Below are 23214 nucleotides of genomic sequence, written 5' to 3' on the forward strand. Positions count from 1 at the left end.
TCAAATGGTTTATATTATTGCAGAAATAGGATGTAATCATAATGGAGATGCCCAATTAGCTAAAAAAATGCTCGATGTCGCCGTATCGTGCGGTGTAGACGCTGTAAAGTTTCAAACATTTAAGGCTGAAAAATTAATTTCGCGTTTTGCGCCAAAAGCAGAATATCAAAAGAAAACAACAGGAACAAATGACAGTCAACTAGAAATGACGAAACGACTAGAATTAAGTTTTGAAGAATATTTAGAATTAAGAGATTACGGGTTAAGTAAAGGGGTCGATGTTTTTTCAACACCATTTGATGAAGAATCATTAGATTTTTTAATTAGTACCAATATGCCTGTATATAAAATTCCGTCCGGTGAAATTACCAACTTACCCTATTTAGAAAAAATTGGACAACAAAATAAAAAGGTCATTTTATCTACCGGGATGGCAAACATGGCTGAAATTCATCAAGCCGTTAAAATTTTACAAGATAATGGTACAAGCGATATTAGTGTGTTGCATTGTACAACAGAGTATCCAACGCCGTACGAATCACTGAATTTAAATGTGATTACTACATTGAAAAAAGAGTTTCCAGAATTAACCATTGGCTATTCTGATCATAGCATTGGCCATGAAGTGCCGATTGCAGCCGCTGCACTTGGTGCAGAAATTTTAGAAAAACATTTTACATTGGATACAAATATGCCCGGTCCTGACCATAAAGCAAGTGCTACACCAGATGTACTAGAAGCGTTGGTCAAAGGTGTGCGTTTAATTGAAAAATCATTAGGAAGTTTTGAAAAAGTTTCTGTTCCTGTAGAAGAAAAAAATAAAATTGTGGCACGTAAATCAATCGTTGCCAATAAAGCAATTAAAAAAGGCGATATTTTTACGGAAGAGAACATTACGGTTAAACGTCCAGGAAATGGAATTTCGCCAATGCACTGGTATGAGGTGTTAGGTAAAGAAGCACAACATGATTTCCAAGAAGATGAATTGATTCGACATGATCAATTTGAATGGGAGCAATCATAAAATGAGAAAACATAATGCTAAAATAGATTTTATTAAAGCAATTTCAATTGTGTTTGTTATTTTATTACACTGTTTCTCTGTTGAAACGAGAAATAAAATCGGTGCACCTTTTCACATGTTACAGGCAGTGCCATTATTCATGTTAGTGTCTGGTTATAACTTTTCAATGTCGATTAGTTCAAAAAATCAGAAAGTGTTAGAGTATTATCGTTTTAGCAATCTTTGGCGAAAATTATCAAAAATAGTAATCCCATTTACTGTCGTTTACATCATTCAAATGATTATTTTAGCTAAAGATGGTTATAAGTCTTTGGGTGAGTATATTTTATTATTTATTAATGGGGGATTTGGACCTGGTGGGTACTATATTGTGATGATGGTGCAAGTTATTATGGTGATGCCAATTCTATACTATAGTATTAAAAAATTTCCTTATCGCACATTAGTTAGCCTATTTATTGTTAGTGTCGTATTTGAATATTACGCCTATACACTATCCGATTTTTTGTATCGTTTATTATTGTTACGCTATGTATTTGTACTAGCGCTAGGCGTTTATTATGCACTCCATAAAAAAACGAAAAAAATATATTGGGGGATATTAGCGTTGTTTAGTTTAGTCTATATTACTAAAGTCGAATATACTTCTTTTCGGTCATTTACTAATTTATCTTGGAGAAGTCAGAATATATATGCTTATTTTTATCCATTTGTACTATTTATGGGTATGTTAAGTGATCGGTATCAGTTATCTCACTTTACACAAAAAGTAACGCAGAAAATCGGGCAAGCCAGCTACTATATTTATGTCATACAAATGATGTATTTCTTTATATTGAACAATAAATATAAAAATATGCTAGGTGCATCATCTGGAGCGATGGGAAAACTTTTTTATGCGCTTTTTAGTGTGAGTGTATGCTGTTTATTAGGGCTTTTATGGATGAAATTACATCAAAAATGGACAGAGAAACGACTAAACAAATAGGTAAATGTGAAAGTAAAAGGAGATGATGAGTTGTCTAAAGAAAGCAAAAAGATATGTCTTGTAACAGGTTCACGTGCAGAATACGGTATTTTAAAGCCGTTGATTGACAGATTATATCACGATTCTGACATTCAATTAGATATTGTTGCAACAGCAATGCACATGGAAGAAAAATACGGGTATACGTACCGGACAATTGAACAAGATGGCTATCCTATCGCTAAAAAAATACCGATACAGTTAGTGGATACGACAAAAGAAACGCTAATTCAAAGTATTGCGACATTGCAAGTGGAATTTGCCAAATGGTGTAGTGCAAACACCTATGACCTGTTGATTATTTTAGGTGATCGCTATGAAATGTTAGCCGTAGCGAATGTGGCGTTAATTTATCGCATTCCAGTATGCCATTTACATGGTGGCGAAAAAACGTTGGGTAATTTTGATGAATCCATTCGTCACGCACTAACAAAAATGAGTCATTTGCATCTCGTATCAGCTAAAGAATATTACGATCGCATTGTTCAAATGGGTGAAAATTCAAAGCATGTTGTGCATACCGGTTCTTTAGGTGTTGAAAATGTGTTGACGAGTGAAAAACTAACGTTAGAGCAGTTGCAAGAACAATTGGGTATCACATTGGAGCCGAATTATTTTGTTGTGTTGTTTCATCCGGTCACATTGGAAACGGATGGGAAACCAATTGATCAAATCAAAGTGTTGACGAGTGCCTTGGAAATGATTGATGCGCAGTATATTTTTATTGGATCTAATTCGGATACGGGTTCAGATGATATTATGAGAGAAGTGAATCGCTTTGTCAGTCAATCTGCCAATAGCCATGTATTTGCCTCTTTAACAACACAACAGTATCACTCTCTTGTGTTACATTCAAAAGGGTTAATTGGTAACTCCTCTTCAGGCTTAATTGAAGTACCGTCGTTGAAAAAAGGAACGGTCAATATTGGCGATCGACAAAAGGGGCGATTACGTGGGGACAGCGTGATTGATGTGCCTGTTGATAAAAATGCTATTATACAAGCTATTAAACAGTTAGAAACGATTGGTCGTTACGATAACCCGTATGAAAAAGAAAATGCGAGTCAGACAGCTTATCATGCCATCAAAGCGTATTTGAGTGAAGAGCCAACGGCCGAAAAAGATTTTTTTGATGTCGTATAATGGAATGAGTGTAGGAGAAGAAAGTTCATGAAAAGTAAAGTAGCATTTATTGGAGCTGGGGGGCACGCCGATGCGGTTTTACCCATATTAGATAAAAACCAATACGAATTTGTTGGATTTTTTGACGATAAAGATATTATTGAACATAGTGGCTACCCTATTTTAGGTAAAATTAAAGATGTGGAATCTTTTTTAAATGATCAAAAAATAGATGCCGTTTTTATTACCATTGGAGATAATGCGAAACGCAAAGAAATTTTTGATGGTCTTAAAGAAAAATACTACGATGCACTTATCAATATTATTAGTGAACGTTCATCCGTTTTAACCGCTGAAAGTATTCAAGGACGTGGTATCTTTGTTGGATTTGGTGCTTTTATCGGATCGAAAGTTAAAATAAACGATAATACAGTTGTCAATACGGGTGCACTCATTGAACATCATACGGAAATTAGTCCGCATTGCAATATTGCACCGAATGCGACTATCAACGGAACGTGTCATTTAGGTGAACAGGTGTATGTTGGCAGTGGTAGCATTATTATCCAAGTGAAAAATATTTGTGATCAAGTGACGATTGGCGCTGGTGCTGTTGTGGTGAATCACATTACAGAAAAAGGCACGTACGTTGGTGTACCGGCTAAAAAAATAATAAAGGAGTAGACGGATGAAACCAATATGTGTGATTCCTATTCGTTCGGGATCTAAAGGATTACCGAATAAAAATATGTTGTTCTTACAAGGAAAGCCAATGGTTTTTCATACGATTGATGCAGCCATTGAAAGTAATTTGTTTGATTTAAAAAATATTTATATTAGTACCGATTCAAAAGAGTATGCAGACATTTGCCAAACAAAAGGGGTATCGGTTTTGTTACGTGAAGAAGCGTTAGCCAGTGATACGGCGACGTCGTATGATGTATTAGCTGATTTTTTAAATCGTTTTGATGATGAACAACCCTTTGTATTGTTACAAGCTACGTCACCACTAAGAACGGGTGTGCAAATACAGGAAGCCTATTTGTTATTTATGAACAAAGCAGCTGAAAATGTTGTGAGTATTTCAAAAGTTGATAAGCACCCCCGCTTATTTACAACATTAGGAACACAAGATGAGTTAGTAGATATTGTTGGTGTGGACAAAAATTACCGTCGCCAAAATGAAAAAAAATTGTATTATCCAAATGGCGCTATTTTTATATCGACTAAATCAGCCTACTTATCCAATCAAAGTTTCTTTACTGAAAAAACAATTGGGTATCAAATGGATAAATCTACCGCAATTGATATTGATGATGCACTGGATTTTAAAAATGCCATTGCTCAACGATTTTTTGATTATGCGTTGCGTGAAGTAAACAATAAAAAGTTGTATGCGTTGGGCTATCAACAGTTAAAAAATGAACAAGCAACGCACATTATGTTAGGTGATTCTAGAATGCTGGCAATTTCAATGCCATCATTTGCAAACTATGCGCAAGGCGGTGTCACATTACATACGTTATTGTCTAATCTTGACAATCTGCTCACTCCGTGCGTAACCCATGCGTTTATTTCAATTGGTATTAATGATTTAATTGTTTCTCGAACGGTTGATCAAATTATTGACGATTTTACAAAATTATTCGATTGTTTAGAAGCACGACACATTAAACCGTTTATCACAACGATTCCATATACTCTGTTTAGAGAAACAGTAAATAATAGGGACGTTAAACAAATTAATGAATGGTTACGCAATGAAACGACAAAACGCCACTTACCAATACTAGATGTCAATACATGGTTGAGTGAAAATAATCATTTAAAATATGGCTACACAACAGATGGTTTGCATTTTACTGATGATGCGACTAAACTATTGGAAGAAGCGTATAAAACTTTTTATGAAACGCATGAATTTGTATGATAAATTAGTTGGTCGTTATTCAAATACTATCGATGCAGTTTGATGGTATTGATGACTAAGACTAGTCAATCATATGAATCAGGTGACAAAAGGAGAGAGTATGAAACCAGAGGTATCAAGAGCACAAAAAAGAAAATACACCAATTCTGAAAGCAAAGGACATCGTATCGTCAATTGGTTATTATGGGTAATCATGAGTGTCTTATCAGCTGTTATTGTCTATTACGTTGTGACGTATCGTTTGTTTAATTTTAAACACTTAAATACGGCTTTGTATGCCGTAGTTGCCATTAGTTTATTGGGCGTTTTGTGTTTAAATCTATTGAAAAAAGCGAAAAAGACAGTAACGGTTATTTCAATATTATATTGTTTAGTTGCAGGTGCGGGATTATATGCGACACATTCCTTAGTATCGGGCTTTTCACAATTGCAACAAAGTACGCAATACACCGAACAAACGATGAGTGTAGTCGTGTTAAAAGAAAGTCCCGTAACGACAATTGAACAATTAAATAATAAGACAGTCAGTGCGCCTTTACAACTCGATAAACAAAATGTTGAAACGTTTGTGTCACATTTAAAAGAGACAAAAAGTGTAGCGGTTAATGTTGAAGATATTGCATCTTACACACAAGCGTATGACGCTTTAATTAAAGGTAATGTAGAAGCAATCGTTTTAAACAGTAGTTTTGAAGGTATATTAGAGCAAGAAGTTCCCGATTATACGACAAAAATTCGTCGTGTGTATGAATATGTCATTAAAAAAGAACAAGCAGACAGTCAAATTAAAGGTGTAAAACCGACTGTTGCCGCTGACGGAGCAACCTCATTTAATTTATACATTAGCGGAATTGATACATACGGGCCAATTTCGTCCGTATCACGTTCTGATGTTAATATTATCATGACGGTAAATACAAAAACCGGAAATATTTTATTAACAACAACGCCACGTGATGCGTATGTGCGCATTGCCGGGGGCGGTCAAAATCAATACGACAAATTAACGCATGCAGGGATTTACGGTGTGCAATCATCCATTGACACTTTACAAAACTTGTATGGTACAACAATCAATTATTACGCACGCATTAATTTTACGTCGTTCTTAAAATTAATTGATGTGGTTGGTGGCGTATCTGTTTACAATACGCAATCCTTTACATCAGCACATGGCGGATTCTATTTCCCACAAGGAACCGTTGAATTAGATTCTGACAAAGCGTTAGGGTTTGTCCGTGAACGTTATAGTCTAGCTAACGGAGATGTCGATCGTGCAGCGAATCAACAAAAAGTTATTGAAGCCATCATTAAAAAATTAGCTTCACCTTCGATGATTACACAAGCAGGATCCATTATGAGTCAATTATCCGATTCACTACAAACAAACATGCCATTTGAAGTGATTAGTGATGTGATTAACTATCAAATTAATCATCAAACCAATTTAAACATTGAATCACAAGCATTGCGTGTAACCGGTCAAATGGGATTACCATCTTATGCAATGCCAGGATATAACTTATATATGGGTGTTGTGAACGAATCCAGCTTATCCGACGTAACAAGCAAAATTGAACGTGTATTATCTGAATAATGAAAGAGCCGTTTTTTACGACGGCTTTTTCTTTTTTATGCTATACTATCGTTATGTAAGGAGAAGTTATGTTAAAAGACGACGAAAGGCTAGATGTTTTAATTAAAGAAGGCATTCACATTATTCAAAGCCCAACCGTTTTTTCGTTTTCGTTGGATGCGGTGTTATTGGCTCATTTTGCAAAATTGCCTAAAAAAGATAGCGCACGCATTGTAGATGCTTGTTCGGGGAATGGTGCGGTAGCGTTTATGTTAAGTGCGAAAACGAATGCCAAAATTACGGGAATTGAATACCAAGAACGATTAGTGGATATGGCAAATCGCACCATTGCATTGAACCATTTGGAAGAAAAAGTTGAGATGATACATGCAGATTATAACAATGCCCACACTTATATTCGTCCGGATACGGTTGATGTTATTACGTGTAATCCGCCATATTTTATGAGTGATGCGCATGCGTTAAAAAATCAGTTGGATACCTTTACGTTGGCGCGACATGAAGTGACCTTAACCATGGAGCAGTGGATTAAACAAAGTGCAAAATTATTGAAATATAAAGGGAAATTATTTATTGTGCATCGCCCAGAAAGATTAACGGCACTTATGGCGTGTTTATCTCGCCATAATATCCCGGCTAAACGCATTCAATTTGTGTATCCTAAAGCAAATAAAAATGCCAATATTGTACTCATCGAAGCGATAAAAAACGGAAGTGGTGAGGGGTTAGAAATCATGCCAGCGATAACCGTTTTTGATGAAGATAATAACTATACGGCAGTGATAAAGGATATGTTATATGGCGAATATAAATAAACACTATTTTTATGTGTTGCGTTGTGCAGATAATACGTATTATGCAGGCTATACAACAGATGTGATACGACGAGAACAAGAACACAATTCCAAAAGTAAGGGTGCAAAATATACCCGATTTCGACAACCGGTAAAAATGATTTATTATGAAGCGTTTGAAACGCGCGCCCAAGCAACACAAGCTGAAGCAAAATTTAAAAAATTGACCCGACAACAAAAGGAGGTGTATTTAAAGCGTGCAACAACAAAAGAGTTTCCAACAGCGTAGTGAGGGTGTGCTATATTTAGTGCCGACACCGATTGGCAATTTAGAAGACATCACTTTTCGTGCGTTGAATACATTAAAGCAAGTGACGATCATTGCTTGTGAAGATACACGCCATACACAAAAATTATTGACGCATTTTGACATTCATGTGCCGACCATTAGTTTTCATGAGCACAATATGCAGCAACGTATTCCACAATTGATTGAACGCTTACAACATGGTGAAAGTATGGCGCAAGTGAGTGATGCGGGCATGCCGTGCATTAGTGATCCAGGTCATGAACTGGTGAAAGCGTGTATTGAACAAGATATTACCGTTGTTGCACTGCCCGGTGCTAACGCAGCGACAACAGCGCTAATTGCATCAGGTTTAGCGCCTCAACCGTTTATGTTTTATGGCTTTTTACCCCGTAAAACAAGCACACAAAAAGAAGTGCTTGAATCGTTTGTGACGTTACAAGTGACAACGATTTTTTACGAATCGCCATATCGTTTAAAAGACACATTGACCAATATGTTGAGTGTATTTAGTCCGGATAGGCAAGTGGTAATTTGTCGCGAACTCACTAAAAAATATGAAGAGTTTACACGTGGTACATTACAAGAAGTTACGGATTATGTGCAAGCAACGGAAATAAAAGGTGAGATTTGCTTATTATTAGGACCTGCATTACAATGTGAAATAGAACAACACGCTAAAACCGATATGCCAAAAACATTGCCCGAGCACTTGTCGATAAAAGAGCAAGTAGAATGGGTGATGACCACAACACAACAATCGTCAAAAGATGCGATTAAAACGGTTGCTAAAGCATTGGGACTAGCAAAAAAAGACGTGTATCATGCGTATCATAAGGAGTAAATGATGGAAAAATTATTATTAGGTGGCTACACACGCCGTGATAACAAAGGGATTTCTTCAGTAGAATTGAACACAGAAACAAAAACGTTAGAAAATGTGACGTTACAAGCGACAGTTGAGTCGCCAACGTATTTAACAACAATTGGTGATTTCGTATTTTCTATCGCTAAAGAAGATGAATGGGCAGGAATTGCATTATTCGAAAATACGGCTGACGGTTTACAAGAAGTGGCAACAGCCATGACACAAGGGGTGAATCCACCATGTTACGTGTCATTTGATACAAAACGCCAGTTAGCTTTCAATGCGAACTATCATCAAGGCTTTTTCCAAGTCATTAAAATTGATGATGAAGGATTGGACATTGTCAATGATGTGCAACACGAAGGCTCAAGCGTCCATGAAAATCAACAAGGTCCACACGTGCATTACGTGCAAATGGACAAAAACAGTGAGTATTTGCTAGTGTGCGACTTAGGAACAGACGGTGTATACGTTTATGATGTTGATGCGGACGGTGGTGTAGAGTTGCACTCCCGTTATACAACAACAGCAGGATTTGGGCCACGTCATTTAGTAGAGCATCCAACGTTACCTTTAGTATACATCATCGGTGAATTATCAAATGAGATTGATGTGTGTCGCTATGAAAATGGAGAGTTGACATTTGTAGAGCGTGTATCATTGTTACCAGAAGATTTTACGGGTTGGTCGGGTGCAGCGGCTATTCGTATCTCAAATGACGGAAAATTTGTTTATGCGTCAAATCGTGGGCATGACAGTATTGTCGTATTTTCTGTTGCAGAAAACGGAACGTTAAAAGCGATTCAATGGATTGCAACAGAAGGAAAAACACCACGTGATTTTAACTTTAACAAAACACAAGAGTTTATCATTTGTGGTCACCAAGACGACGATGTGTTATCACTGTTTGAACGTCATCAAGAAACAGGTTTATTAACATTAGTCGATAAAACAGCCATTGCACACGAATGTGTCTGTGTAACACCTTTATAAAATCAGCAAAGGTAGATAGTTATGGAAAAGACTCTAGAAGAGTTAGTGCTGCAACATTATGAAAAATTAAATGACACCGACAAACAAATTTGGCAAAAAATTTATCAAAATGCTCCAAATGTCATGTCATCTTCGATTGATGAGGTTGCTGGACTATGTAACGTGTCACGAACAACGTTATCACGTTTTGTGCGTAAAATTGGATTAGATGGATTTAGCGAATTAAAAGTGCGGTTACGCATGGAGAAAAAAACCATATTGTGTGACGATGCCACAACGATTTATGAAGATGCTTGCGATACCATTATTCAATACGTTCAAGAACAGCGTGGCAAAAATTATACGTCGATTTGTGAATTGTTATTCAATGCCCATCGTATTGTTGTGTATGGGTCAGGAGATATTCAAAATTCTGTCGCCAAGCACATGAAACGTTTGTTTTCATCGGCGCAAGAAATGGTCTATGATATTGGCGGTTCAACATTTGATGGTGCGTTATTAGATGTTATTGACGATGACGATGTCGTCATTCTAATTTCATTGAGTGGTAATAATGACCAAATGATTTCGGTGGCGAAACAATTGAAATTACGTGGTGTCAAGCTGATTTCGTTAACCGAGTTTAAAAACAATGCGTTGTCAGCGTTATGCGAGGAAAGTTTATACATTTCATCTACGAATTTTAATTTGATGAAACGCCACCCACATTATAAAGTCACGATGTTTTATTATGTGTTGATTGAATTGCTATTTATCAATTATTCGTTGTATAAAACTAAGCAGTTAAATCAAAAATAAATCATTAAATGCAATAGATTGCTCATAAAAGAGCCACCCTATTTTTCAATCTTGAAAAATAGGGTGGCTTTTGAATTTAAACAGGCTAAATAAAGGATTGAATTGTAAAAATCGTTTTTGTACGTCATAAAGAATGGTGTATCAAATACAGTGTTATAAGGGGTACAACGTAACGAATACAAAGAAATTGCGACGTTTTTATAAATTGGTCTTGTTTTGGAAAAATTTCACAACAAACGGGAAAATTACTTTGCTTTAGGAACGTTATACCAACAACGTTGAGAGCGATTGCAAAAGAAAAAGTATCGTGTAAGATAAGTGTGTAAGGTGCCTAACAGGAATAAGATTTACATTACAATAGGGGAAAATTTTACGGAAGGAGAATTTCACGATATGATGAAAAAAATTCAGCGCTTTGGTGGCGCAATGTTTACACCAACCTTGCTATTTGCTTTTGCCGGTATTATGGCAGGTTTATCAATCGTTATGACCAACAAAAATATTTTTGGTGGTTTGGCTGATCCAAACACACTTTGGTCACAAATTTGGAACATTATTGGTGCAGGGTCTTGGACAGTATTTTTACAATTGCCATTATTATTTGCATTAGCGCTTCCAATCGCATTAGCTAAAAAACAACAAGCACGCGCTTGTTTAGAAGCTTTAGCAACTTATTTAACATTTAACTACTTTGTCAATGCCATGTTGACAACTTGGGGCTCAACATTTGGTGTCGATATGACCAAAGAAGCAAGTACAGGTAGTGGTTTAACAATGATTGCAAGTATTAAAACATTGGATACTGGTATGGTAGGGGCACTTGTTGTATCCGGTATTGTTGTTTGGTTACACAATCGCTACTTTGATAAAGAATTACCAGAATTAATGAGTATTTTTAGAGGATCATCTCTAATTGTCGCAATGGGATTCTTTGCGATGTTACCATTATCTTATGTCACTTGTTTAGTATGGCCACAAGTACAGTTAGGAATGAAAGGGTTACAATCGTTCTTTATCAATAGCGGTTCAATCGGCATTTGGTTCTACGGTTTCTTACAAAAAATCTTAATTCCAACAGGTTTACATCACTTTATTTATGCACCATTCGTATACGATAACGTTATCGTACAAGGTGGTACATCTGTTTACTGGGCAACACATTTACAAGAGTTTGCTACAAACGCAGCAACCTTAAAAGATTTATATCCAATCGGATTTTCTTTATCTGGTTTATCAAAAGTATTCGGTTCAGTGGGTATTTTCGGTGCGTTCTACGTAACATCTAAACCAGAAAAACGTAAAAAATTATTAGGGTTATTAGTTCCCGCAGCTTTAACAGCCATTTTAATCGGGGTAACTGAGCCATTAGAATTTACATTCTTATTCGTTGCACCAGTTTTATTTGGTATTCACGCTGTATTAGACGCAACAATGCAAGCGTTAGCGTTCTCATTCGGGGTTGTTGGTGACTTTGGTGGTGGTTTAATTAACTGGGTATTTATGAACTGGCTACCGTTAGGGTTCTATCACTATGCAACTTATATTACGCAAGTGATTATCGGTATTATCTTTGCCGTGATTTACTTCTTCGTGTTTACATTCTTAATTAAAAAATTGAATTTAAAAACACCGGGTCGTGAAGATGACGAAGAAGTTAAATTCTACTCTAAACAAGAATACAACGAACGTAAAGAAGGTAAAGCAGCACAAGAAGTGTCTATGGATAGATCAACAAATACAACAGCGCAACAAGCGGCAGCGTATTTAGATTTATTAGGTGGAAAAGACAATATTGTTGATGTCACAAACTGTGCGACACGTTTACGTGTTACTGTAAAAGACGGTGCATTAGTCGCTGCAGATAGCCAATTTAAAGAAGCTGGTGCGGCAGGATTGATGCATAATGATACGGCGGTACAAGTTATTGTTGGATTAAATGTACCTTATGTTCGTGATGAATTTGAAGCATTATTAGATTAAATAAATCGGTTTTAACTAATAGATAGAAAGAGGATTTTAAAAATGAAAGAGAGAAAAAAACAACGTATTTTAATTGCTGGTGGGGGTAGTACTTATACAGCTGGTATCGTCACAATGTTATTAGAAAGTCAAGATGTATTCCCAATTGAATCAATTGTGTTATATGACAACTTCGCTGAACGTCAAGAACGTGTGGCTAAAGCTTGTGAAATTATCGTGCGTGAAAAATCACCAGAAGTTCGTTTCAGTTACACAACAGATCCAAAAGAAGCATTTACAAACGTTGACTTTGTAATGGCACAAATTCGTGTTGGTTTATTTGCAATGCGTGAACAAGATGAAAAAATTCCATTCCGTCATGGTGTTGTTGGACAAGAAACATGTGGACCTGGTGGAATCGCATACGGATTACGTACAATTGGACCACTTATTGAAATGATTGACTACATGGAGAAATATTCACCAAACGCTTGGATGTTAAATTACTCTAACCCTGCAGCGATCGTTGCGGAAGCTTGCCGTCGTTTACGTCCAAACGCACGTGTTATCAACATTTGTGATATGCCAATCTGCTTAGAAGAAATCTTTGCTCGTATTTTAGGTAAAAAATCACGTAAAGAATTTGATGTGCGTTACTACGGATTAAACCACTTTGGTTGGTGGACACAAATTCGTGACCACGAAGGTAACGATTTAATGCCAGCACTTAAAGAATATGTTGCAGAGCGTGGATATGAAGAGTTTACACCACAAGGCCAACATAAAGAATCATCATGGTTAGAAACAATGCGTGCTGCAAAACAATTGCATTTGATGGATCCTGAAACATTGCCAAACACTTACTTGAAATACTACTTAATGAGTGATGAAACAGTGGAACATTCAGACCACAACTACACACGTGCAAATGAAATTATGGATCGTCGTGAAAAAGACACATCTGCTGAATGTGAACGTATTGTTGCTGCCGGAACAGCCAAAGGTACATTCTTTGCGTCAAATGAGCATGCACAATTTATCGTTGAATTAGCGTGTGCGTTAGCGTTCAATACAAAAGAAAGATTCTTATTAATCGTACCAAACAACGGTGCTATTGAAAACTTCCCAGATGACGCCATGGTAGAAATTCCATGTATCGTTGGTAAAGATCAATATGAACCAATGTCAATCGGTACTATTCCAACATTCCAAAAAGGATTGATGGAACAACAAGTCGCTTCTGAAAAATTAGCGGTTGAAGCATATATTGAAAAAAGCTATCAAAAATTATGGCAATCATTAATTATGAACAAAACAGTGCCAAGTGCAAAAGTGGCTAAAGAAATCTTGGATGACTTAATTGAAGCAAACAAAGAATTTTGGCCAGAATTAAACTAATGACTAGCTAACGAAATAAGGGGATTTCCCCTTTTTCGTGTTTAAGGAACAACATGACAATTAGACGAATTCAACAGTATTTTATGGTCATTCAAGCACTTTCTTATTTTGTGTTTGGAATGTATCTTTCTAATTTAACGCCATTTATGGCAAGTCAAGGCTACTCGATATTGCAACGGGGATATGCACTATCCAGCTATGCCGTTTTAAATATCGTGTTACAACAAACGTTTGGGTATATTGCAGATAAGACGCGTTCATTAAAATGGATTGTCCTATTTTCAACATTTGTATTTGGGACAACCAGTTATTTAGTGTTATCCAATACATTGTCGACGTATTGGCTGTTACTCGTTGGCGTCGCCATATCCGGAGGGTTGCTCAATTCATTGTGCGGTTTACAAGACGTCTGGTTTATTGGTATCGGGACAGAAATGAAAAATTACTTATCGCCCATTAAATCATTCGGTTCTGCCGGCTGGGGAATTGGGAGTTTACTATCCGCTGTTATTTTGAGTTTAGTTGGGTACACCGGGATGAGCGTGATCCTAATGGTAGTGAGCGTAATCGTCTGTGGTGTGATGTGGTGTGTTCCAGATATTATGAAAAAGCAACATGTCATCGAAAGTGACCACAAAATTGACTACAGAGCGTTGTTTAGCAATCAATCGTATCTCACATTATTGGGGAGCCTACTATTAATGTATGCGCTCATTGTTGTCAATACCGGTTTAGTCGTCGATAAAATGTTGGCGTTACAAGCGAGTGCCGTTGACATTTCATTAAAATGGGCAATGGGTTCATTTTTAGAAATTCCTGCGTACGTCCTAGTACCGTTATTTATGAAACGGGTGCATCCTTTAAAATTGTTAAAAGTGAGCGCTATCGTATTAGGCATTCAATTCATTTTGTTTGGTACCGTGCAATCACCAGCACTCATTATTGGTGTATCCATGCTTCAGTTATTCACAACACCAATTGTGATGGTAACATCAAAATTACTCATTATCGACTTAGTGCCTGAACACTTGCAAAACAGTGCCCAGTTGACCGCGCTTAGTGTCTTTATGGGCGGTGGCTCATTGATTATGCCGATTTTAGCGGGTACGCTAGCCACTCGTTTTGGTATCGATATGACGTTATACGTATGTGTTAGTTTTGCTGCAATGGCGTATTACTTATTAAGCAAAATTAAAATGACAATCGAATAAAATCAATTAGACAATTTGCTAAAATAGCAATTTAATGTATAATTAGCGCATACAAAGTATGGCTTTATGAAGTGCTATTTAAAAAAATTGGTGTTTAAGACCAACATCTGTAATTAAGGTGTCTAGTGCATAAAAGGTTAGATTTGTAGTCAAATCTAACCTTTTTGAATAGGAGGATAATGTGATGATTAACTTACTACTTTCGGGAACGGCGCAAGGTTTATTATGGGCGATTATGGGCATTGGTGTTTTTATAACGTTTCGTATATTAGATAGTGCAGATCTTTCAGCGGAAGGAACATTCGCGTTAGGCGGTAGTGTGACGGCATTGGCCATATCACAACAGATACATCCCTTATTGGCGACTGTTTTAGGGCTGTGTGCCGGTGCATTAGCTGGCTTAATTACAGGATTATTGCATACGCTAATGAAAATCCCCCCTTTATTGGCAGGGATTATTACATTAACAGGTTTATATTCCATTAATTTATTCATTCTAGGCAAATCTAACTTATCCATTGTGAAAATGACCACTTTAATCTCTTTTTTTCAACAGCTGGGCATGACAAAGACAGAAAGTGTACTCGTCATGGGGAGTATAGCGTTAATCGCGGTCATTTTAAGTTTAGTCGTGTTGTTTAAAACCGAAATCGGATTGGCACTTTGTGCAACGGGCGATAATCCACATATGAGCCAAGCAAATGGGATTCGCATTAATTGGATGAAATGTTTAGCGTATATGCTCTCTAATGGATTAATTGCTTTATCCGGAGCGCTATTTGCGCAAAACAATGGTTATGCCGATGTCAATATGGGTGTAGGAACGATTGTATTTGGCTTATCCGCTATTATTTTATCTGAAGTGATGTTTTCGCAATTGTCATTACCAAAACGATTTATGGCCATTTCACTAGGTGCGGTACTGTATCGCTTTATTTTAATGATCATTTTACAATTTAACATCGACCCACAAATGATTAAACTGTTCTCGGCAATACTTTTAGCCATTATTTTATACATACCGCAAGTGCGTCAACGTTTAGGCGTGCGCCACAACACCACATTAAAAGGAGGACGTTAAAATGAGTTTATTGTTGTTACAAAATGTCCATAAGACGTTCGAGCGTGGTAGCGTGAATGAAAATCACGTGTTACGCGGGGTGGTGTTGGATGTGGCAGAAGGCGATTTTATATCCATCATCGGAGGAAATGGTGCCGGCAAATCGACACTATTAAATGCCATTGCCGGATCACTAACCATTGATGAGGGCGATATTTTATTAGACGGTGCGTCGATTAAAAAGCAAAGTGTTGAACAACGTGCAAAACGTATTGCGCGTGTATTTCAAGATACGCGCATGGGAACAGCATCTAATTTAACCATTGAAGAAAATATGGCGGTAGCGCATCGAAGAGGTCAAAAAAGAGGCTTACGTGCGAGCGTGACAGCGCAAGATAGAGAGTTATTTAAACAAGTGTTATCCACGTTAGATTTAGGTTTAGAAAATCGATTAAAAACGATGACGCAATTTTTATCTGGTGGGCAACGACAAGCACTCACACTCGCCATGGCAACATTAATTCGCCCTGATGTGTTATTGTTAGATGAACATACGGCAGCGCTTGATCCAAAAACAAGTGAGATGGTCATGGCGCTAACGAAAAAAATTGTGGAGCAACACCATTTAACAACGTTAATGATTACGCATAATATGGAGCATGCGATTGCGTATGGGAATCGATTAGTGATGTTGTATCAAGGTAAAATTGTTGTTGATGTTTCCGGTGAAGAAAAGGCGAATTTAACCGTTCCACAACTGCTTGATTTGTTCAAATCAAATAGTGGTGAAATGTTTAGCGAGGATAGCGTTATATTGGGATAAATGTTGTTATATCAGTATTTTAAATGAAAGCGTATCACTATTTTTTATGAAAAAATTGTATGAAAAATGCGTGACAAATTATAAAAAGTGTTGTAAACTTATCAAAGTTCAAACAAAAGGTTTGAACAACTAGGCTAATAGTGTTGTTACCCCCTTTTCAACCTATTAAACTAGACATTCGCTAACAGGAAAGATGAACTTCATTCCCCCCTTTTTGATGAATCATCTATAAGTACTTTAGCGAACCTCATAAACTAAATCTTCCCCCTTTTAGATTTAGTTTCCCTAAACGTAACCAACCATTTTGGTTGGTTTTTTGTTTTTAGGGATTTGGATTTGATAAGATTTGGTGTTGGTCATTTTTGAAAGAAAGTGAGCAACGCCTTTTTGTTTTTTTAGGGGATGTGTAAATTAAAAACAGCACTCAAAAGCCGATAGAAAACTAGTTTTCCATCGGCTTATTTGGGTATTAGCACCATTTAATCTAAAATGGGAATTTGTTTGTAAAGTCAAACGATTAACAAAAAAATTATAGAAATGACAATGTGTTAAACCTTTTGACGTATTGCTGATTTTAAAATCACTCAGGATAATTTGTTGTGTGCTTATTGTGGGAAATACATTGCTGCACTTCTTCCGGCAATTGTGCCTGTAATAAATGCGGATGTAATATTATAGCCACCTGTGTAGCCGTGAATATCGAGTAGTTCGCCGCAACAAAATAGACCATCGACATATTTAGACATCATTGTTTGCGGAGAGATTTCTTTTACGCTAACGCCGCCTCCTGTCACAAAACTTTTTTCAATAGGTAGACTACCGTTTACGGTAAATGTAAAGTGTTTCAGTAGGGTAGCGATGCGATGAATCGTTTGCTCATCTAATTTAGACAGTGCGGTATTAGCATCTAAATTCAGTTGTTGAGCGTAAAAGAGTGCCAAGCGTTCGGGAATAAATGTTTTGAGTACCGTTTTTAATTGTTTGGCACCGTCTGTTTTTTGGATGTGATGGAGTTGTGTAGTTAATTGCTCTTTGGATAAGGTGGTGCAACAGTCTAATGATAAAGTGACGTTTTGATGTTGTGTTTTTTGTTGTTGGTGATACACAAAACTCGAACAACGCAAAACAGCAGGTCCGCTTACACCAAAGTGTGTAAAAATCATATCCATTTCATGTGTGACAATGGCTTTGCCCTTTTCATTAAGCACACTCAATCCAATACCGCGTAAAGATAACCCTTGTAATATTTTTTGCTGAATAAATGGCTCATTACTAGTTAAGGGAACTTCTGTTGGGAAAAGGGGTGTAATCGTATGGCTAGCTTTTTTTAACCATGCGTACGCATCTCCTGTTGATCCTGTTTTGGGTACGGATTTTCCTCCTGTTGCTAAAATCACACAACGTGCAGAAACGTCTTTGCCGTTTGCCAATCGAACCCCTTTAATTGTGCCATCAACAATGAGTAATTTCTTCACAGAGCAGTCGTACCATACGTCGATATGTAAATCGGTAATGCGTGCTTGAAATGTCTCTAAAATCGTACGCGCTTTATCAGTTGTCGGGAACATACGACCGTGATCTTCTTCTTTTAAAGTGACACCGTTTGAAGTGAAAAAAGACATAATGTCGTAATTGTCAAATTGGGAAAAAGCACTATATAAAAACTTACCATTTCCGGGGATGTGAGCAATAATTTCGTTGCTTGGACGATTGTTGGTAACGTTGCATCTACCGCCTCCTGTTAAGAGCAATTTACGACCAAGAGATCCATTTTTTTCAATAATTAATACTTTTGCCCCGTATTCAGCAGCTTGAACGGCTGCCATTAAACCACTCGTTCCGCCACCAACTACAATAATATCGTACATACGCACAACTCCTTAATTTTGTCTTATTCAGTATAGCACAAAAGTTTATGCAGGCTATAACATTTAACGCCGTACACACAGTAGTACAAATAGATGTACGTAGTGCTGATCAATTAAAAGGAGCAAGATGTTTGGTATTGTAAAAGCGATGCAAACATGGTGTAGCCGTGAAATAAGTAAATGAGATTTGGAAAAATAAATAAGTAAGTTATGCTATAATTAACTATATTGAAAGGTATGATAATTGAAATGGTTAATCAAAAATTAAAAAGTGATTTTTTAAAAAGTATAGGTATTAGTACGCTAATTTTAAATAAAGAAAATCTTGTGAAACATATGATAAAAAGTAATCATGCAAATTGCTTACAGTATGTTGATAAAATTCCAGAGATTATTTCTACTCCAGATTATATTGGTAGAAATAAAAATATTAATGGTAAGTCGTTAGAAGTCATCAAGATATATTTGGATAATTTGTTACTTGCTATAAAGTATGATAGTAAAAGAGATTATTACTATATAGCGTCATTGTATGATGTAACACAATCAAAATTAGACCATATGATTAATAATAATCGTGTGCGAAAATTGACAAAATAGCGAAAAAAGTATACACTATGGTTAAAGATATTAAGTTTGAGGGCAGAAAGGCACCTGCCGCACCTTTAAAAAGGTATCTGAGATGTTGGATACGCCGCCCAACCGAATTTAATGATTATCATACTTGCACCTATCAATTTGATGGGTGCTTTTTTTATTTAAAAATTACAGGATTAGCAAACGCTAGTCTTTTTTGTTTAGAAGGAAAAATCTAAAAAACCTTAGTGAATTAACCGTATATATACTTAGTGTGGTTGGCAACCATGTAGATGATGAGGTGGGTATGTGTCAATTTAATCATGAGTTTATCATATCAATATTTTGGGATAACGACTTGTGGGAATTGATTGATTATAAAATAAATCAGCAGATAAATGACATTCAACTTATCGTCAAGCAATAAGATTAGACGCTGAAATTGTTGCACACTATGTAAAATGATGAAATGGTGTAAATTAGCGTTTTAGTAGTCTTTAGAAACTGACAGAAAGAGATATTTTTGTCAAAATATGATATAGTAGAAGATAACGTAAAGGTAAAAGAGGAAGCGTATGAATATTCAAAATTTATTAAAAGAATGCGGTATACAATCGTCTATCGGAAATAGTGATTTATTAACGGTTACCGTTAATGATTTGTGTTACGATGCGCGATTGGCAAAATCGGGGAGTGTATTTTTTGCCATGCCGGGTAGAAGCGTAGATGGCGTAACGTATATTCCGCAAGCCTATGAAAATGGGGCGCGTATTTTCGTATCACAAAAAGCAGTCGATATACCAGCAGATGCACTATTAGTTGTCGTTGAAGATGCCCGTAAAGCATTGAGTTCGGCAAGTCATCACTTTTTTGGACAACCTAGCCATAAATTAAAAGTTGTCGGTATTACAGGGACAAAAGGAAAAACGACAACAACAACGTTGCTATATAAAATTTTGTCACGTTCGGGTATTAAAGCGGGTGTTATCGGGACAAATGGTGCCTATTTTGCAGATCGATTTATTCCAACATCAAATACAACACCAGAAAGTTATGACATTCATAAAATTTTTAAAGCAATGATTGATGAAGGTATTGAAGTGTGTTTCATTGAAGTGTCTTCTCAAGGATTGATGATGCACCGTGTCGATGACGTGCGTTTTGAAATTGGTGTGTTTACGAATATGGCACATGACCACATTAGTCCACTAGAACACGCTACTTTCGAAGAGTATTTACATTGGAAAACCCATTTGTTTACATTGGCGAAAACGGCACTTGTGAACGTTGATGACGCTTATGTGGATGCTTTTATAACACAGCCCAACTTAACCGTCTACACGTATGGAATTGATAACGCTGCGCAGTTTCGAGCCAGTGATGTGCAGCATGCGTTTGACGGGAATCGTGTCGGGATGTCGTTTGTCGTGAATGGCGAGACGGTACACATGAACGTTCCGGGGAAATTTAATGTGTATAACGCGTTGGTGGTGTTAGGCGTTGGCGCATTGTTAGGCGGAGATGTGGAAAAATGCCGAAAATTATTAAATGAGACGAGTGTTCCCGGGCGAATGGAAGTCATTGAAAATGATAAAGGGGTATTGGCGATTTTAGACTATGCGCACAATGGATTTGCCTTAGAAAATGTATTAACGACATTACAACAATATGAGTACAACCGATTAATCGTATTATTTGGTTCGGTCGGTGATCGATCGCAAAATCGACGCTTAGAACTTGGACAAGTGGTTGCAAAATATGCTGATGTTGCGATGGTGACGAGTGATAATCCGGGGTGTGAAGACCCTCAACAAATTATTGATGACATTGTGCAAGCTTTTGAAGGGTACGAAGGGAAATTATTGACGCAAGTGGATCGCAAATTGGCAATAGAGCAGGTAGTGTCGATGGCACAAGAAAAAGACATTGTTTTATTTGCTGGCAAAGGGCACGAAACGTATCAATTGATTGGCAAAGAAAAATTGCCGTTTAACGAGAAGCAAATCATTATGAATGCGTTTGAAATTTCTGGAAAAAACGCATAACATCGGTTAAAATAAAGGTATTAATAGAGGTTTAGGAGGGGTTAAAATGACAAAAGAGTTTGATGAAACAGTCGAAAAAACAGTAGACAATCATTCAGATGATGTTGAACAAGATACACAAAATGATGGTGTAGAAACGGTTGAAGATGAGTCTGTTGAAACAGTATCAAACGATATGGAAACAACACCCAACGTTGCAGAAGATGCATCACCAGAAACTAAAGAGTTGTCAGATGATGTCGAAGCGGTATCTGTTGAATCGGAAGAAGTATTGGATACGGTTGAAGAAACGGCAACAGAAGCTGATTTGGGTACTGATGAAACTGTTGAATCGATGACGCCGGAAAATGAAGTTGCACAAGACGAAGCAGTAGTTGTGGCAAGCGAATCGACAGAAACTAGCGAAAAAGAAGCGATATCTACAACAGCAAGTGATGTTGGCGTCAAAGCTAAAGCATTTTTATCAAACAAACGTAATGTTGGTATTTTAGCAGCTATTATTGCCGCAATTATTTTATTTTTCACATTAACAGGCGGACCAAAAAGTGTTATGGATAAAGTTGAAGTAACATTTGAAGGGTACGATGAACGCGGACGAGTGGAGTATAATTACGCGACAATACAACACGAAATTGATAAAGTGATTTTAAACAAAGTCGGAATTGATACTAAAAATACAGACTTATCTAACTGGACTCAATTTTTAAACAATCTTCAATCCAACTTTGACAAATATCAAAAATATGAAAAATATCGCAAAGGTGTGCGTATCCGATTTGATAAAACAGAAGGTTTGAAAAACGGGGAAGAAGTAACTTTAACGATTTCAGCGGATAAAGATTCACCAATTAAAAGTGAAACGAAAAAATTTAAAGTGTCTGGATTAAAAGACATTACAAAAATTACTTTTGAAGACTTACAAAAAAATAAACCAATTCGATTTGTCGGATTTGATGGTAATGGTAGTGTAAGTTATGATAAATCCGTTTATAGTGTTGACGAATCGCTTGCTAAAACCTTGAAAAACGGTCAAAAAATTAAAGTTAGCATTAGACCGAAATATTTAGATACTTTATTAGAATCTGAAGGAAAAACGGTTGAAAACGCCGGACAAACTTTTGAAGTGACGGCATCTGGTTTATCTACAATAAAATCTATTACAAATTTAAATGAATTATTAAAACAGGTAGAAAATCTAGGGACAGCAACATATGCTAATAAAGAAAATAGTAGTTACAAGTATGAAGTTGAAAAGAAAAATACTTTTATCAATGTGGGATATTCTGAGTATTCAAATGATGATAAAGCTTCAATATCTGTTGTAACCGTCTATAAAGTAAAAGAAACGTATACAAACCTTTTCCAAAAAGAACCGACAGTAAAAGAATATTACACATATGTTGGTTACTCTGATTTAAGTGTCAGTGATAATGTTGTGATTATGTCTAATTTAGAAAATAAAGCCATTAGATACCCAGATAAATATACCGATGAAACGTCTGTCTACGCTTTCTTAAAATCAAAAATGTATACAGAATACAAACCGGGTAATTAATGCATACGTGTCAATTTGAATACGTTTGGACTGTTGACCAATTAAAGTGTCAACAGTCTTTGTTTGTATCAGGCGTTAAATGTACGGTTTAACGCGATGTACACGATACATCACTCGTTTTCTAGGCGCTATGTCAAATAGGGTTGATGACTCACAAAGTGATGTATGATTCATCAAAATGAGTGTAATGGTTGCCACACGTTGTTTTGGCACTTGGTTTTTAATTTTGCCAAAGGTTGCATTTGTTTCACTTTTGTTA

The 23214-nt window shown here is 36.6% G+C and carries 20 protein-coding genes; 19 read left to right on the plus strand and 1 reads right to left on the minus strand.

Translation table 11 applies throughout. The features are described from left to right. Window positions 1-4: 4 nt before the first annotated feature. From neuB to J7S27_00510, 16 genes are all read left to right on the plus strand, one after another. The gene (gene neuB, locus J7S27_00435; GenBank protein ID QTU83027.1) at window positions 5-1024 is read left to right on the plus strand and encodes an N-acetylneuraminate synthase; all 1020 of its coding nucleotides are present in this window, start codon (window positions 5-7) and stop codon (window positions 1022-1024) included. A gap of 1 nt (window position 1025) precedes the next feature. Continuing rightward, window positions 1026-2012 (plus strand): acyltransferase, encoded by a 987-nt coding sequence (locus tag J7S27_00440; GenBank protein ID QTU83028.1) that lies wholly within the window; start codon window positions 1026-1028, stop codon window positions 2010-2012. Window positions 2013-2042: 30 nt separating this feature from the next. Then, window positions 2043-3194, plus strand: coding sequence for a UDP-N-acetylglucosamine 2-epimerase (hydrolyzing) (neuC, locus tag J7S27_00445; GenBank protein QTU83585.1), 1152 nt, complete (start codon window positions 2043-2045; stop codon window positions 3192-3194). 27 nt (window positions 3195-3221) lie between these two features. Then, window positions 3222-3857, plus strand: a complete 636-nt coding sequence (locus J7S27_00450; protein ID QTU83029.1) for an acetyltransferase — start codon at window positions 3222-3224, stop codon at window positions 3855-3857. Window positions 3858-3861: 4 nt separating this feature from the next. Beyond that, window positions 3862-5103, plus strand: a complete 1242-nt coding sequence (locus J7S27_00455) for an acylneuraminate cytidylyltransferase (protein ID QTU83030.1) — start codon at window positions 3862-3864, stop codon at window positions 5101-5103. A gap of 100 nt (window positions 5104-5203) precedes the next feature. Beyond that, window positions 5204-6700: an LCP family protein gene (locus J7S27_00460; GenBank protein ID QTU83031.1), complete on the plus strand. Its 1497-nt coding sequence runs from the start codon at window positions 5204-5206 to the stop codon at window positions 6698-6700. A 68-nt stretch (window positions 6701-6768) separates the two neighbouring features. After that, on the plus strand, window positions 6769-7515 hold the full coding sequence (locus J7S27_00465; protein ID QTU83032.1) for a tRNA1(Val) (adenine(37)-N6)-methyltransferase: 747 nt from the start codon (window positions 6769-6771) through the stop codon (window positions 7513-7515). After that, on the plus strand, window positions 7499-7783 hold the full coding sequence (locus J7S27_00470) for a GIY-YIG nuclease family protein (GenBank protein ID QTU83033.1): 285 nt from the start codon (window positions 7499-7501) through the stop codon (window positions 7781-7783). The genes J7S27_00465 and J7S27_00470 overlap by 17 nt, the downstream gene beginning before the upstream one ends. After that, window positions 7752-8645, plus strand: coding sequence for a 16S rRNA (cytidine(1402)-2'-O)-methyltransferase (gene rsmI / locus J7S27_00475; protein QTU83034.1), 894 nt, complete (start codon window positions 7752-7754; stop codon window positions 8643-8645). Before J7S27_00470 ends, rsmI begins: the two co-directional genes overlap by 32 nt. A 3-nt stretch (window positions 8646-8648) precedes the next feature. Further along, window positions 8649-9662 carry a lactonase family protein gene (locus tag J7S27_00480; protein QTU83035.1) on the plus strand — a complete coding sequence of 338 codons (1014 nt, stop codon included), beginning with the start codon at window positions 8649-8651 and terminating at the stop codon, window positions 9660-9662. A 21-nt stretch (window positions 9663-9683) separates the two neighbouring features. Beyond that, entirely contained in the window at window positions 9684-10460 is a 777-nt protein-coding gene (locus J7S27_00485; protein QTU83036.1) for a MurR/RpiR family transcriptional regulator, read from the plus strand. 393 nt (window positions 10461-10853) lie between these two features. Next, window positions 10854-12440 (plus strand): PTS transporter subunit EIIC, encoded by a 1587-nt coding sequence (locus tag J7S27_00490; protein ID QTU83037.1) that lies wholly within the window; start codon window positions 10854-10856, stop codon window positions 12438-12440. Between the two features lie 42 nt (window positions 12441-12482). Further along, on the plus strand, window positions 12483-13817 hold the full coding sequence (locus tag J7S27_00495) for a 6-phospho-alpha-glucosidase (protein ID QTU83038.1): 1335 nt from the start codon (window positions 12483-12485) through the stop codon (window positions 13815-13817). 53 nt (window positions 13818-13870) lie between these two features. Further along, the gene (locus tag J7S27_00500) at window positions 13871-15028 is read left to right on the plus strand and encodes an MFS transporter (protein ID QTU83039.1); all 1158 of its coding nucleotides are present in this window, start codon (window positions 13871-13873) and stop codon (window positions 15026-15028) included. A gap of 184 nt (window positions 15029-15212) precedes the next feature. Next, entirely contained in the window at window positions 15213-16109 is an 897-nt protein-coding gene (locus J7S27_00505; GenBank protein ID QTU83040.1) for an ABC transporter permease, read from the plus strand. A 1-nt stretch (window position 16110) separates the two neighbouring features. Beyond that, the gene (locus J7S27_00510) at window positions 16111-16911 is read left to right on the plus strand and encodes an ABC transporter ATP-binding protein (GenBank protein QTU83041.1); all 801 of its coding nucleotides are present in this window, start codon (window positions 16111-16113) and stop codon (window positions 16909-16911) included. A gap of 605 nt (window positions 16912-17516) precedes the next feature. Here J7S27_00510 and J7S27_00515 read toward each other — a convergent pair. Then, window positions 17517-18779, minus strand: coding sequence for an NAD(P)/FAD-dependent oxidoreductase (locus J7S27_00515; protein ID QTU83042.1), 1263 nt, complete (start codon window positions 18777-18779; stop codon window positions 17517-17519). 249 nt (window positions 18780-19028) lie between these two features. Between J7S27_00515 and J7S27_00520 the strand changes: the two genes are divergently transcribed. From J7S27_00520 to J7S27_00530, 3 genes are all read left to right on the plus strand, one after another. Continuing rightward, complete coding sequence (locus J7S27_00520) at window positions 19029-19379, plus strand: hypothetical protein (protein QTU83043.1); 351 nt, start codon at window positions 19029-19031, stop codon at window positions 19377-19379. A gap of 551 nt (window positions 19380-19930) precedes the next feature. After that, complete coding sequence (locus J7S27_00525) at window positions 19931-21400, plus strand: UDP-N-acetylmuramoyl-L-alanyl-D-glutamate--2,6-diaminopimelate ligase (protein QTU83044.1); 1470 nt, start codon at window positions 19931-19933, stop codon at window positions 21398-21400. 46 nt (window positions 21401-21446) lie between these two features. Then, window positions 21447-22955 carry a hypothetical protein gene (locus J7S27_00530; GenBank protein QTU83045.1) on the plus strand — a complete coding sequence of 503 codons (1509 nt, stop codon included), beginning with the start codon at window positions 21447-21449 and terminating at the stop codon, window positions 22953-22955. Window positions 22956-23214 lie beyond the last annotated feature (259 nt).

It is taken from the genome of Carnobacteriaceae bacterium zg-C25, from assembly GCA_017945845.1.
Classification (GTDB): Bacteria; Bacillota; Bacilli; order Lactobacillales; family Aerococcaceae; genus WM01.